The sequence below is a fragment of the Acidovorax sp. PRC11 genome, from assembly GCF_031844105.1.
Lineage (GTDB): Bacteria > Pseudomonadota > Gammaproteobacteria > Burkholderiales > Burkholderiaceae_C > Paracidovorax.
Window position 1 is genome coordinate 200,548 of sequence record NZ_JAUZUQ010000002.1, and the last position, 12,582, is coordinate 213,129.

The following is a 12,582-nucleotide window of genomic DNA, read 5'->3' on the forward strand; positions in this document are numbered from 1 at the left end:
CCCCTGAGTCGCCTTTGGCGCCTGCTTCGCGGCCTTCCGACGGGTGAGGCCGCAGGGCAGGCGTGCGCCGTGCCGCGTCAGCGGCTGCTCGGGAAGCTGAACACCGCGCCTTCGCGCACGCCGGCCGAGGGCCAGCGCTGGGTGATGGTCTTGCGCTTGGTGTAGAACCGCACGGCGTCCGGGCCGTAGGCATGCAGGTCGCCGAACAGGCTGCGCTTCCAGCCGCCGAACGAGTGGTAGGCCACGGGCACGGGCAGGGGAACGTTCACGCCCACCATGCCGACCTGGATGTGGTCGGTGAAGTAGCGGGCCGCCTCGCCGTCGCGCGTGAAGATGCAGGTGCCGTTGCCGTATTCGTGGTCGTCGATGAGCTGCATCGCTTCCTGCAGGGTCTTCACGCGCACCACGCCGAGCACGGGGCCGAAGATCTCCTCCTGGTAGATCTTCATGCCGGGCTTCACGTGGTCGAACAGGCAGGCGCCCAGGAAGTAGCCTTCCTCGTGGCCGGCCACCTGCACGGTGCGGCCGTCCACCACCAGCGTCGCGCCTTCGGCGACGCCGCTGTCCACATAGGCCTTCACCTTCTCGAAGTGCTGCTTCGTGACCAGCGGGCCCATGTCGTTGCCGTTGTCCGTGCCGGGGCCGACCTTCATCTTCGCGATCTCGGCCTGCAGGCCGGCGATCACGGCATCTGCGGTGCCGTCGCCCACGGCCACCACCAGCGGGATCGCCATGCAGCGCTCGCCGCAGCTGCCGTAGGCGGCGCCCATGAGTGCGCTCACGGCGTTGCCGATGTCGGCATCGGGCATCAGCACGGCATGGTTCTTCGCGCCGCCCAGGGCCTGCACGCGCTTGCCGTGCTTGCAGCCTTCCGCGTAGATGTACTCGGCGATCGGCGTGGAGCCCACGAAGCTCACGGCCTTCACGCGCGGATCGCGCAGCAGCGTGTCGACTGCGCCCTTGTCGCCGTTCACCACGTTCAGCACGCCGGGCGGCAGGCCCGCTTCCAGCGCCAGCTGCGCGATCAGCAGCGCGCTGCTGGGGTCGCGCTCGGAGGGCTTGAGCACGAAGGTGTTGCCGCAGGCCACGGCCATGGGCCACATCCACAGCGGCACCATGGCCGGGAAGTTGAACGGCGTGATGCCGGCGGTGACGCCCAGCGCCTGGAATTCGGACCAGGAGTCGATGTTCGGGCCCACGTTGCGGCTGTGCTCGCCCTTCAGCAGCTCGGGCGCGTAGCTCGCGTATTCCACGTTCTCGATGCCGCGCTGCAGCTCGCCGTGCGCATCGGCCAGCACCTTGCCGTGCTCGGCGGTGATGAGGGCGGCGATTTTGTCGGCGTTCTCTTCGAGCAGCACCTTCAGTCTGGACATCACGCGCGCGCGCTTGAGCGGCGGCGTGTTGCGCCAGGCGGGGAAGGCCTTCTCGGCCGAGGCGATGGCCGCCTCGACGGTCGCCTGGTCGGCCAGCGCCACGCTGGTGGTGGACTGCCCGGTGGCGGGGTCGAACACCGGCTGGGTGCGGGCGGTGTCGGCGACGATCTGGCCGTCGATCAGGTGGCCGACGGTGGAGGTCACGGATTTGTCGTGTTGCATGGCGTTCTTGTCGAAGGAAAAAGCGGGATCAGGCCATCGCGGCCTGGGGTTCCAGATGGGGGGTCACGTGGCCCAGCGCGCGTTCCACGTATTGCTCTTTTTCGCCCACGGGGGCGAAGTAGTGCAGCACCTCGCGCGCGGCCTCCACGCCCTTCAGGCGGCACAGCAGCCACGCCACCAGGTACTGCGAGGCGAGGCAGCCGCCCGCCGTGGCGACGTTGCCGCGCGCCACGAACGGCTGCTGCACGACCTGCACGCCCGAGGCTTCCACCCAGGGCCGGCTGGTGAGGTCGGTGCACGCCGGCACGCCGCCGAGCAGCCCCAGGCGGCCGAGCAGGAACGTGCCGGAGCACTGCGCGGCCAGCAATTGGCGGGCAGGGTCCAGCACGCGCAGCGGCTCCATGAGGGCCGGGTCGGCGGCGACGTCGCGCGTCTTCATGCCGCTGCCCACCAGCACCGCGTCGGCCCCGGCGAGCGCGTCCAGGCCTTCGTGGGCGTCGATCGTCAGCCCGTTCATGGACGTCACGCGCCGCGCGGGGCTGGCGATGCGCACATGCCAGTCCGCGTCGCCCCGCAGGGCGATGCGGTTGAGCATGCCGAAGGCGACCAGCGAATCCAGGTCGTTGAAGGCGTCGAAGGTCAGGATGGCGATGTGCATGGGCGTGCGCGTTGGCAGGTGCAGGTCAGGCCACTTCGTCCAGCGCGTCGCCGAGGGCGCTGACCAGCCGGTCGATTTCCGCGGGGGTGGAGATGAAGGGCGGCGCGAGCTGGATCGTGTCGCCGCCGTAGCGCACGTAGAAGCCCTTCTCCCAGCACTTCATGGCGATCTCGTAGGGGCGCCTGGCAGGCTCGCCCGGCAGCGCGGAAATGGTGATGCCGGCTGCGAGGCCGTAGTTGCGGATGTCGGACACGTGCTTCGCGCCCTTGAGGCCATGCACCGCGTTCTCGAAATGGGGTGCGAGCGCCTTGACGCGGGCAGGCATGTCTTCCTTCTGCAGGATGTCGAGCACCGCGTTGCCCGCAGCGCACGCCACCGGGTGGGCCGAGTAGGTGTAGCCGTGCGGGAATTCGAGCATGTACTCGGGGCCGCCCTGCGCGATGAAGGTGTCGTAGATCTCCTTGGTGGCCATCACGCCGCCCAGCGGCTGCGCGCCGTTCGTCACCTGCTTGGCGAAGTTCAGGATGTCCGGCGTCACGCCGAAGGCCTCGGCGCCCGTCCAGGCACCGCAGCGGCCGAAGCCCGTGATGACCTCGTCGAAGATCAGCAGGATGTTGTTCTGCGTGCAGATCTCGCGGATGCGCTCCAGGTAGCCCTTCGGCGGGATCACCACGCCGGCCGAGCCCGAGAACGGCTCCACGATCACCGCCGCGATGTTGGAGGCGTCGTGCAGGGCGATCACGTCCAGCAGCTTGTCGGCCAGCGCGCGGCCGCCGTCTTCGGCCATGCCGCGCTGGAAGGTGCCCGCGGGCGGCTGCGTGTGCGGGATGTGGTCCGCCTCCACGCCCTGGCCGAAGGTCTTGCGGTTGCCCACGATGCCGCCCACCGAGATGCCGCCGAAGTTCACGCCGTGGTAGCCCTTCTCGCGGCCGATCAGGCGCGTCTTGCTCGCCTGGCCCTTGGTGCGCCAGTAGGCGCGCGCCATCTTCAGGGACGTGTCGGCGGATTCGGAACCCGAGCCGGTGAAGAACACGTAGTCGAGCCCCTCGGGCGTCAGTTCCTTGAGCTTGTTGGCCAGCGCGAACGAGGCGGGATGGCCGAACTGGAACGCGGGCGAATAGTCGAGCGTGGCGGCGGCGCGGCCGATCGCCTCGGCGATCTCCTTGCGGCCATGGCCCAGGCCGGAGCACCACAGGCCCGACAGGCCGTCGAAGATCTTGCGGCCTTCGGCATCCGTGTAGTAGGCGCCCTGGGCGCCCACGATCATGCGCGGGCGGGCCTTGAAGTTGCGGTTGCCCGTGAAGGGCATCCAGTGCGCTTCGAGCCAGGCGGCGTCCATGCGGGGAGCGGCGGCATCCGCGCCGGATGCGGGTTCGATGACGGAAAAGCCCATGGTCGGTCCTTCGGAAGAGGGTGGCGGAAGAGAAGACACGCAGGCAGGCCACGGCGGCAGCGTTCCCTGGCCTGCGGCACCTGCATTGGTGACCTGATTCTTCCGGGGATGGATAATTTCTTGAATGAGCAAATATCCATGTTCACTTGCCAGTTCATGCAAGTTTCTGCGCCTGCCATGACGAACCCTGCCGCACCCCGCTCATCCGCCCTGCCGTCCCCGCTGCCGGGCCCCGTCCCGGCCACCCGCGAGCGTGCCGTGCTCGGCCAGCTCAGCGACATGGACCTGCGCCTGCTGCAGGTGTTCAAGAGCGTGGTGGAGTGCGGCGGCATGGCGGCGGCCGAACTGGAGCTCAACATCGGCACCAGCACCGTGAGCCGCCACATGAAGGACCTGGAGACGCGCCTGGGCCTCACGCTCTGCCGCCGCGGCCGGGCGGGTTTCGCGCTCACGCCCGAGGGTCAGCGCGTCTATGAGGAAACGCTGCGCCTGCTGGCCTCGGTGCGCAGCTTCCGCGACGGCATCGACGACATCCATGCGCGCATGGGCGGCCAGCTGGCCGTGGCCGTGTTCGACAAGACCGCCAGCAACCCGGCGGCGCGCATCGGAGAGGCGATCGCCGCCTTCGGCCGGCAGGCGCCCGAGGTGGAGCTGCAGCTGCACGTGGGGCCGATCAACGCCATCGAGCGCGGCGTGATCGACGGCAGCTACCAGGTCGGCATCATCCCCGCGCACCGCAGCTCGCAGAGCCTGGTCTATACGGACCTGTTCGGCGAGACCATGCTGCTCTATTGCGGCGCGGGCCACCCGATCTTCGGTGCCGACCACGCGGGCCTGGATTGGGACGCCGTGCGCGCCTACCCCTTCGCCGGCCTGGGCTACCACTCGCCCAACATGGAACTCAGCCACCGCGCCCGCTTCGCCCGCGCGGCCACGGGGTTCGACCAGGAGTCGATCGCCACGCTCATCCTGTCGGGGCGGTACCTGGGATTTCTGCCCGACCACTACGCGGAGGATTTCGAGCGGCGGGGGCGCATGCAGGCGGTGCGGCCGGAGCTGCTGCGCTACGAGTGCCGGTTCGTGGGGCTGGTCAGGCGATCACCGGCGCCGTCGAGGGCGGCGCAGGCGTTCGGGGAATGCCTGGCGCGGGCGCATGGGTGAGGTGGGGGTGACCACAGCCTGTGCAGTCGCGAACATCCAGAGCGTGGCAGAGCGCAAATCGGCACAGCTGGATGCAGCGTGACCCCGGACTTCCTCCGCAGTCCTCCCGGCAATCATGAAGGCCGTGCATCCCTTGCAGTGGCATGCGGCCTGAGGCTCACTGGGTAGGTGGCATGCGGTCATGGCCGCACGGATGGGGGCTGTTCAGAGGCCGCCCGCAGTCGCGGGATGCCATCGCATTTCTTGCTCCAGGCGCCCATAATCCGCACACCGCCATTCCCTGCAGGGGCTCCCCACATGTCTTCCATCTCCTCCATCGCCTCGTCCGGCCTGCGCGCCGCGCAGCTGCAGCTGGACACGTCGGCGCACAACGTGGCCAACGTGAACACGGAAGGTTTCCGCCGCCAGACGGTGGAGCAGGCCGCGGTGCCGGACCAGGGTGGGGTGGAGGCGCGCGTCGGCCGGGCCCCGGCGGAGGGCGCTTCGCTGGAGGAGGACGTGGTGGGCCAGATGTCCGCGACCTATGCCTTCTCGGCCAATCTGCAGGCGGTCAAGACCGAGGACCGCATGCTCGGCTCGCTGCTCGATACCCGCGCCTGACCGATCCTGCGGCGGGGCTCAGTGCCCCGTGGCGAGGCCGGCGAGGCGTTCGACCAGCCAGTGGGCGAAAGGCGCCGACCGGATCTGCGGGGCTGTCGCGGTGGCGTACGCATGGTGCGGATGCGCCGATGCGCTGCGCGGCACGAGGAGGTGCATGGCGGTTCTCCTGCTTTCTACCGTTCTCTTTCTGGTCTTTTCTCTTCTCTTGGCGTCAGGCGCCCGCGGCGGCCGGTTGTGGGGTGGTGTCCACGGCAGCGCCCGCAGCCGCTGCCGCGCGCCGCACGCTGGCGCGTTGCCAGGCCGTCTCGTGGAAGAAGAACGCCACGGCCTGCACGGTGGGCTCCAGCAGGCTGAGCGTGAGCGAGGCGATCAGGTTGCCGGTGACCGCATAGGCCACCAGGGCCGCCACGCAGATGTGGATGAGGTAGTAGCTGCCGGTCTTCATGAGTGTGGGGAGGTTCTGGCGGGTGGCGTGGCGGATGCGGTCCATGGCGGCTCTCTTTCTTTCTTTTCCTGGCTTCCCGGTCGGTCGGGCGGTGTTCGCAGGGGATGGGTGAATGCTAGGCATTCGCATCTCCGCGCGCCAATTGATCCTCTCGAAACCGGCGATAGCGCCGTGGCCGGGCGCCGCTATGATCGGCCTCGCGCGGACGGGATCGCCGCCGCTTTCCCTGCCTTTCCTTTCCTCTCCTCTCTTCACCCAAGCCGGAGCACCGCATGGCCCTCATGGACTTCATCAAGAAGCAGTTCATCGACATCATCCAGTGGACGGAAGACGACGACGGAACGCTGGCGTGGCGCTTCCCGATGCGCGATCTGGAAATCCAGAACGGCGGCACGCTGGTGGTGCGCGAGTCGCAGATGGCGGTGTTCGTCAACGAGGGCAAGGTGGCCGACGTGTTCGGCCCCGGCACCTACAAGCTGACCACGCAGACGCTGCCAGTGCTCACCTACCTGCGCAACTGGGACAAGCTGTTCGAGTCCCCGTTCAAGAGCGACGTGTACTTCTTCAGCACGCGCCAGCAGGTGGACCAGAAGTGGGGCACGCCGCAGCCGATCACGATCCGCGACAAGGATTTCGGGGCGGTGCGCCTGCGCGCCTTCGGCAACTATGCATACCGCGTGGCTGATCCGAAGCTGTTCCACACCGAGATCTCGGGCACGCGCGCGGCCTATACGGTGGGTGAGCTCGACGGGCAGCTGCGCGGCTTGGTGCTGCAGAACATCAGCAACGCGATCGCCTCCAGCGGCCTGCCGTTCCTCGACCTCGCGGCCAACCAGATCATGTTCGCCGATGCGCTCGCGAAGGAGCTGCAGCCCGCGTTCGCGAAGGTCGGCCTGCAGCTGGAGGCGATGACGGTGCAGAACCTGTCGCTGCCCGAGGAACTGCAGAAGATCCTCGACCAGAAGATCGGCATGGGCATGGTCGGCAACGACATGGGCAAGTTCATGCAGTACCAGACGGCGCAGTCGATCCCGAAGTTCGCCGAAGGCGCGGGCAGCGGGGGCGGCGGCATCGCGGGCGACGCGATGGGCCTGGGCGCGGGCGTGGCGCTCGGCCAGGTGCTGGCGCAGAACCTGCAGCAGGGCCTGCAGGGGGGCGCGCCGGCCTCCGCCGGCAGCGGCGCGGCGCCGGCGGCCCCGGCTTCCGCGCCCATGGCGGGCGTGCGGCCCGAGGACGTGATGGCCACGCTGGAGAAGCTGGGCGACCTCAAGGCCAAGGGCATCCTCACGCAGGAAGAGTTCGACGCCAAGAAGGTGGAGCTGCTCAAGAAGCTGGTCTGAGCGGGCGAGCCCCGACGCGCCGCGGGTGCCGGATGGCGATGCCACCGGCCGCCGCGGCGTGATCCACGCCCTGCCGGCGCAACTGCCGGCAGGAGGCCGACCACACCGACTCCTCCATGGCCGAACCCTCCACCCAGCGCCACTACCGCGCGCCCTGCCCAGGCTGCGGCGCGCCGGTCGAATTCCGCAGCGCGCAGTCCACGCATGCCGTCTGTCCCTACTGCCAGAGCACCGTGGTGCGCAGCGGGGAGGTGCTGTCGCGCGTGGGCAAGATGGCCGAGGTGTTCGACGACCACAGCCCGCTGCAGCTCATGGCGAGCGGCCGCGCGGTGCTGGACGGGCGCGAGCAGCCGTTTACGCTGATCGGGCGGCTGCAATACAAGGCCGACACGGGCACGTGGACCGAGTGGAACGCGATCCTGGAGGACGGCACCACCGCCACGCTGGGCGAGGACAACGGCGGCTACGTGTTCACGCGGCCCGCCGGGCCGGGGCGCGAGCTGCCGGCGCCGGAACGCTTCCGGGTGGGGGCCACGACGGCGATCAACGGCACGCCCTACAGCGTGGCGGCGAACGTGCAGGCGCACCTGCTGTCGGCGCAGGGCGAGCTGCCCAAGCTGCCGCCGCTGGGCCAGCCGTTCGCCGTGGTGGAGCTGCGCAGCGAGCAGGGCGAGGTGCTGTCGATCGACTATTCGCAGTCGCCCCCGCGCGTGGAGCGCGGCCGGGCGGTGCGCCTGGAAGACCTGCGCATGCAGGGCCTGCGCAAGGAGTCGGTCAAAGAGGAAAAGGCGCGCCAGTTCAGCTGCCCGCACTGCGGCGCACCGGTGCAGGTGGCGTTGGATACCACCAAGAGCCTGACCTGCCCCTCGTGCGCGAGCCTGATCGACATCTCGGGCGGCATCGGCGGCGAGCTGCGCCACGCGGTGCAGGACGAGCCGGTGCAGCCGCTGATCCCGCTGGGTTCGACGGGCCGGCTCGAAGGCGTGGACTGGCAGGTGGTGGGCTTCCAGCACCGCATGGGCCAGGAGCCGGACGACGACGAGACCTTCGGCTGGGACGAATACCTGCTCTACCACCGCCAGCGCGGCTTCGCCTTCCTCGTGGATGCCTCCGACGGCTGGAGCCTGGTACGGCCGGCCACGGGCGCGCCCAAGCTGTCCGCCAACGGCCAGAGCGCCACCTACCTGCAGAGCACCTACCGGCTGGATTACCAGTACCGTGCCGAGACCACGTACGCGCAGGGCGAGTTCTACTGGCCCGTGGCGCGCGGGCAGGTCACGCAGAACCGGGATTTCAGCGGCGCGGGCGGCAAGGGGCGGCTGTCGATGGAGCAGACGCCGCGCGAGATCACCTGGTCGGTCGGCAGCCTGGTGGACAGCGCCCTGGTGGCGCAGGCCTTCAAGCTCGAGGGCCGCAAGGATCTTTTCAAGCGCGACGACGCGGCGCCGCTGGCGAGCGCGGGCACGGTGGGCAGCGTGGGCTGCGGCACCGTGGTGCTCGTCGCGCTGGTGCTGATCGTGCTCCTGCTGCTGTTCTCGCGGGGCTGCAGCTCGTCGTGCGATCCGCAGCGCGAGAACTGCACCTCGTCGAGCTACCGCTCCTCGGGCGGCTCCTTCGGGGGCTGGTCCAGCGGGGGCGGGCACAAGTAGCGCGGCCCGGCACATTTTTTTCTTCGTTCAATGAAGGAGTTCACCATGACCCTCGACTGGCTGCATCCCGCCGCGTTCTTCGGCTCCATCCTGTTCGCGCTGATCGGCGTGCTGGTGTTCTGGATCAGCTTCATCGTCATCGACAAGCTCACGCCCTACGACCTCTGGGCCGAGATCGTCGAGAAGCAGAACAAGGCCCTGGCGATGGTGGTGGCCGCGATGTGCCTGGGCATCAGCGTCATCGTGGCGGCGGCGATCCACGGAGGATGAGGAGGCCCGGGGTGCCGCGTCCGCCCCGCCACCCCACGGAAATCCTGGATGGACTGTGGATGAATTATTAAGAATAGTTATCATTGTCATTACAATTCGCCGCTTTTGTAACACGGCCGTAGCCACGTGGGTGGCGGCCGGTTTTCCGAGAGCGACATGGCGAAACCCATCCTTTCCCGAGCGCGGCGCAAGCGAAGCCGCGGCCTGGCCGACGCGCAGGCCCCTCTTTCAACAGCCCTTCTTCACGGCACGCCCCACTTCGGCACCACGCCCCTGCGGGCCGCCATGCTGTGGGCGGGCCTCGCGGGCGCGGCCTGGGCCCAGGCCGAATCCCCCGCGGACGGCACCGCCGCCGCGCAGGCCGCGCTGCCCACCGTGCACGTGTCGGGCGCGCAGTTCGACCCCGACGACGTGCGCCCCGAGGGCGTGACGACGGCCACCAAGACCTATACCGCGCCGCGCGACATTCCGCAGACCATCGACACGGTCGAGGTGAACAAGTACAAGAGCTACGGCATCAACGACCTCGCCACCATGCTCGACGGCCAGCCGGGCGTGACCGCGAACTACGACATGCGCGGCGAGGGGCTGACGATCCGCGGCTTCGACGTGAGTTCGGGCGACATCTACCGCGACGGGGTGCGCGAGGGCGGGCAGGTGCGCCGCAGCACCGCGAACGTGGAGCGCATCGAGATCCTCAAGGGCCCGGCGTCGGTGCTCTACGGCCGCGGCGCGGGCGGCGGCGTGGTCAACCTGGTGAGCAAGCAGGCGCGTTTCGACGCCAAGAGCAGCGCCACGCTGCGCGGCGGATCGTGGGACAACGTGGGCGGCACGCTGGACATCAACCGCGTGCTGGGCCCGAACGTGGCCGTGCGCCTCACGGCCGACCGCGAGCAGGCGCACAGCTTCCGCAGCGGCATCCGCAACAGGAACGAGATGGTGTCGCCCAGCATCCTCGTGGACACGCGCACGGGCCTGCGCTGGACGGGCCAGTACACCTACGACAACGTCTGGCGCGTGCCGGACCGCGGCCCGGCCTACGAGCAGTTGCCCGCGGGCATCTCGCCGCGCCAGGGGTTCGCGCAGCCCGGCGACTACGTGGAAGACCGCCTGCGCGTGCTGCGCTCGGACCTGGGCTACGACTTCAATCCGCGGTGGAGCGTGCGCTGGGTGGCCAGCCAGCGCGAGGCGCGGCAGGATTTCGACCACTACTTCCTGGGCACCTACTGCAATGCCCGTGGCCGCACGCCCACGGGCGCGGCGTGCACGAACCCGGGCCTGCTGCGGCAGAGCTATGCCTGGCAGCAGACGAACAACAAGACCACCATCCACACCGTGGACCTGACCGGCCGCGCCGAGCTGGCCGGCATGGCGCACGAGCTGCTGGTGGGCGTGGAGCACAGCGACGAGGAACGCCAGCCGCGGCTCTTCTCCACCGCGGCGAGCAACGGCTTCGTCGATCCGTTCAATCCGGTGTTCAACGCGGTGCGGCCCGCGCAGGGCACGCCGACGCAGCACAACCTGCATCTGGCCAAAGCCCGGGCGCTCTACGCGCAGGACCTCATCAGCCTCACGCCGCAGTGGAAGCTGCTGGTGGGTGCGCGCTACGACGACTACGACTTCGACAGCCTGAACCGGCTCACGGACGCCTGGCGCCATTCGAGCGGCAGCTCCGTGAGCCCGCGCGCGGGCCTGGTGTGGCAGCCCAGCCGTGAGCACAGCGTGTATGCCTCCTACAGCAAGAGCTTCTCGCCGTACGGCGGGCGCGGCATGCTGGGCGTGAGCGGCGCGCAGGACGACGAGCCGCAGTATTCGCGCCAGTTCGAGGCGGGCATCAAGAGCGATTGGCTGCAGGGCGCGCTCTCCACGCAGTTCTCGGCCTACCAGATCGAGCACTACAACATCCGCTACCAGCCCGACGCGACCAACGAGCCCGACGTCTGGGCCGTGCGCGGCAAGGAGCGCTCGCGCGGGCTGGAGTTCACCGTGTCGGGCCGCGTGGCGGCCGGCTGGTACGTGCGCGGGGGCGCGGGCATCACCCACGCGGAAGTGGTGGAGAACCTGGCCAACCGCGCGCTCGAGGGCAAGGACCTGCGCGACGTGGCCCGCCGCACGGGCAACCTGTTCGTGCGCTACGCGCCGTCCGGCCCCTGGTATGGCGAGCTGGGCGTGACGCACGCGGGCCCGCGCTGGGCGAATGATGCCAACACGTCGCGCATGGCGGGCTACAGCCGCTGGGACGCGCTCGTCGGCTGGCGCGCCGCGCCGTGGACGGTGACGGCGGCGGTCTCCAACCTGTTCGACAAGGAGTACTGGCGCCCGGGCACCAGCGGGCTGCCGGGCACGCCGCGCTCGCTGCTGGTGAGCGTGAACTACCAGTTCTGACGCCGGGGCCGCTCAGAGGCCCAGGGCCTGGCGCATCTGCGCACCCGTGAGCCGCTGGCGCGGACCGGCCAGCAGGGCGCACATGCGTTCGTTGCAGGGCGCGCGCAGGCCATGCGCTGCGGCCAGGCGCACGACGGCGCCGCAGAGGTCGTCGATCTCGGTGGGCCGGCCGGCTTCCAGGTCGTCCCACATCGAGGAGCGCGCGGCCGGGTCGATGCGCAGCATGCGGCGCGCGAGCCGCGTGAACAGCGCGTCGGGCAGCCGCAGCACGTGCGGCAGCAGTGCCGGCGGCACGGGCGCGACCTGCGCGGGGCGGATGCCGGCACGCGCCATGGCGCGCAGTGCCTCGGACTGCAGCGCGGCGAAGACGATCCGGAAATCGCGGACTTGCAGCTCGTCGCGCAGCGGCAGGTCCGACAGCGCATTCACCGGGTTGTTGAGGTTCAGCAGCAGCTTGCCCCACTGCACGGGTTGGATGTCGTCCACGGCGAGCGCATCGATGCCGGCGGCGGAGAAGGCACCGGCCAGCGTGGCGGCAGCCGGATCGCGCTGCAGGTGGATGCGGCCCGTGGTCGCACGGTGCACGTGCGTGCCGCGCAGCACCACGTTGTAGGGCACCATGGCTCCGATGGGGTGCAGGGCCGGCGCATGGGCCGCGATGCGCGCCACGTTCTCCACGCCGTTCTGCAGCGAGACCACCGGCAGGCCCGCGGGGCAGGCAGCGGCCAGCGCCCGGGCGGCCTGCGCCGTGCCGCCACCCTTCACGCAGAGCAGGACGACGGTGTCCGGCGCGAAGGCCAGGGCATCGGGCGTCTCCGCCAGCCGCAGCCGGCCCGGGGGCAGGTGCGCATCGAACCTGTCCAGGTCGCTCACGCGCAGGCCGTCGCGGGCGAGCGCGTCCAGGATGCGCGGTCGCCCGACCAGCGCCACGTCCTGCCCGGCGGCGGCCAGGCGCCCCCCCACGTAGAGGCCGATCGCGCCGGCGCCCATGACGATGAATGGCATGCGGTTCCTTCCGTGCGGCCGTGGAAAAGAGGTCTCCATCAAGGCCCGCCGCATTGTGGCGCCTGGCGGGCGGCTCACCGT

General features: G+C 69.8%; 12 protein-coding genes. 6 read left to right on the forward strand and 6 right to left on the reverse strand.

Translation table 11 applies throughout. The annotated features are described in order from the left end of the window. Positions 1 to 77: 77 nt before the first annotated feature. Genes Q9R47_RS03010 through Q9R47_RS03020 form a run of 3 tightly spaced genes read right to left on the reverse strand, consistent with a single transcriptional unit; the run spans position 78 to position 3,646 of the window. Complete coding sequence (locus Q9R47_RS03010) at positions 78 to 1,595, reverse strand: CoA-acylating methylmalonate-semialdehyde dehydrogenase (protein WP_311231717.1); 1,518 nt, start codon at positions 1,593 to 1,595, stop codon at positions 78 to 80. 28 nt (positions 1,596 to 1,623) lie between these two features. Next, positions 1,624 to 2,253 (reverse strand): DJ-1/PfpI family protein, encoded by a 630-nt coding sequence (locus Q9R47_RS03015; protein ID WP_311231718.1) that lies wholly within the window; start codon positions 2,251 to 2,253, stop codon positions 1,624 to 1,626. 25 nt (positions 2,254 to 2,278) lie between these two features. Next, a complete protein-coding gene (locus Q9R47_RS03020) occupies positions 2,279 to 3,646 on the reverse strand; it encodes an aspartate aminotransferase family protein (protein WP_311231719.1) in 1,368 nt (455 codons plus the stop codon). A 279-nt stretch (positions 3,647 to 3,925) separates the two neighbouring features. Between Q9R47_RS03020 and Q9R47_RS03025 the strand changes: the two genes are divergently transcribed. Beyond that, positions 3,926 to 4,807, forward strand: a complete 882-nt coding sequence (locus Q9R47_RS03025; RefSeq protein WP_311231903.1) for a LysR family transcriptional regulator — start codon at positions 3,926 to 3,928, stop codon at positions 4,805 to 4,807. Positions 4,808 to 5,104: 297 nt separating this feature from the next. Beyond that, positions 5,105 to 5,407 carry a flagellar basal body protein gene (locus Q9R47_RS03030; RefSeq protein ID WP_311231720.1) on the forward strand — a complete coding sequence of 101 codons (303 nt, stop codon included), beginning with the start codon at positions 5,105 to 5,107 and terminating at the stop codon, positions 5,405 to 5,407. Positions 5,408 to 5,425: 18 nt separating this feature from the next. Here Q9R47_RS03030 and Q9R47_RS03035 read toward each other — a convergent pair whose 3' ends face one another. Then, positions 5,426 to 5,563 carry a hypothetical protein gene (locus Q9R47_RS03035; protein ID WP_160012674.1) on the reverse strand — a complete coding sequence of 46 codons (138 nt, stop codon included), beginning with the start codon at positions 5,561 to 5,563 and terminating at the stop codon, positions 5,426 to 5,428. A gap of 55 nt (positions 5,564 to 5,618) precedes the next feature. Beyond that, positions 5,619 to 5,897: a DUF2061 domain-containing protein gene (locus Q9R47_RS03040; protein WP_311231721.1), complete on the reverse strand. Its 279-nt coding sequence runs from the start codon at positions 5,895 to 5,897 to the stop codon at positions 5,619 to 5,621. 227 nt (positions 5,898 to 6,124) lie between these two features. Here Q9R47_RS03040 and Q9R47_RS03045 point away from each other — a divergent pair, with 227 nt between their 5' ends. From Q9R47_RS03045 to Q9R47_RS03060, 4 genes are all read left to right on the forward strand, one after another. Then, positions 6,125 to 7,192 (forward strand): SPFH domain-containing protein, encoded by a 1,068-nt coding sequence (locus Q9R47_RS03045; RefSeq protein ID WP_311231722.1) that lies wholly within the window; start codon positions 6,125 to 6,127, stop codon positions 7,190 to 7,192. A 116-nt stretch (positions 7,193 to 7,308) separates the two neighbouring features. Further along, positions 7,309 to 8,841, forward strand: a complete 1,533-nt coding sequence (locus Q9R47_RS03050) for a DUF4178 domain-containing protein (RefSeq protein ID WP_311231723.1) — start codon at positions 7,309 to 7,311, stop codon at positions 8,839 to 8,841. Positions 8,842 to 8,886: 45 nt separating this feature from the next. Continuing rightward, complete coding sequence (locus Q9R47_RS03055; protein WP_311231724.1) at positions 8,887 to 9,111, forward strand: DUF350 domain-containing protein; 225 nt, start codon at positions 8,887 to 8,889, stop codon at positions 9,109 to 9,111. A gap of 156 nt (positions 9,112 to 9,267) precedes the next feature. Next, on the forward strand, positions 9,268 to 11,496 hold the full coding sequence (locus Q9R47_RS03060; protein ID WP_311231725.1) for a TonB-dependent siderophore receptor: 2,229 nt from the start codon (positions 9,268 to 9,270) through the stop codon (positions 11,494 to 11,496). A gap of 12 nt (positions 11,497 to 11,508) precedes the next feature. On the opposite strand, the gene Q9R47_RS03065 is transcribed toward Q9R47_RS03060, so the two are convergent. Continuing rightward, a complete protein-coding gene (locus Q9R47_RS03065) occupies positions 11,509 to 12,501 on the reverse strand; it encodes a 2-dehydropantoate 2-reductase (protein ID WP_311231726.1) in 993 nt (330 codons plus the stop codon). Positions 12,502 to 12,582 lie beyond the last annotated feature (81 nt).

Bases quoted from the DNA above. Each gene is read 5' to 3' on its own strand.
- Q9R47_RS03030 (WP_311231720.1), top strand. From the start codon at position 5,105: ATGTCTTCCATCTCCTCCATCGCCTCGTCCGGCCTGCGCGCCGCGCAG.
- Q9R47_RS03040 (WP_311231721.1), bottom strand. From the start codon at position 5,897: ATGGACCGCATCCGCCACGCCACCCGCCAGAACCTCCCCACACTCATG.
- Q9R47_RS03015 (WP_311231718.1), bottom strand. From the start codon at position 2,253: ATGCACATCGCCATCCTGACCTTCGACGCCTTCAACGACCTGGATTCG.
- Q9R47_RS03055 (WP_311231724.1), top strand. From the start codon at position 8,887: ATGACCCTCGACTGGCTGCATCCCGCCGCGTTCTTCGGCTCCATCCTG.
- Q9R47_RS03065 (WP_311231726.1), bottom strand. From the start codon at position 12,501: ATGCCATTCATCGTCATGGGCGCCGGCGCGATCGGCCTCTACGTGGGG.
- Q9R47_RS03010 (WP_311231717.1), bottom strand. From the start codon at position 1,595: ATGCAACACGACAAATCCGTGACCTCCACCGTCGGCCACCTGATCGAC.
- Q9R47_RS03025 (WP_311231903.1), top strand. From the start codon at position 3,926: ATGGACCTGCGCCTGCTGCAGGTGTTCAAGAGCGTGGTGGAGTGCGGC.
- Q9R47_RS03060 (WP_311231725.1), top strand. From the start codon at position 9,268: ATGGCGAAACCCATCCTTTCCCGAGCGCGGCGCAAGCGAAGCCGCGGC.
- Q9R47_RS03050 (WP_311231723.1), top strand. From the start codon at position 7,309: ATGGCCGAACCCTCCACCCAGCGCCACTACCGCGCGCCCTGCCCAGGC.
- Q9R47_RS03035 (WP_160012674.1), bottom strand. From the start codon at position 5,563: ATGCACCTCCTCGTGCCGCGCAGCGCATCGGCGCATCCGCACCATGCG.
- Q9R47_RS03045 (WP_311231722.1), top strand. From the start codon at position 6,125: ATGGCCCTCATGGACTTCATCAAGAAGCAGTTCATCGACATCATCCAG.
- Q9R47_RS03020 (WP_311231719.1), bottom strand. From the start codon at position 3,646: ATGGGCTTTTCCGTCATCGAACCCGCATCCGGCGCGGATGCCGCCGCT.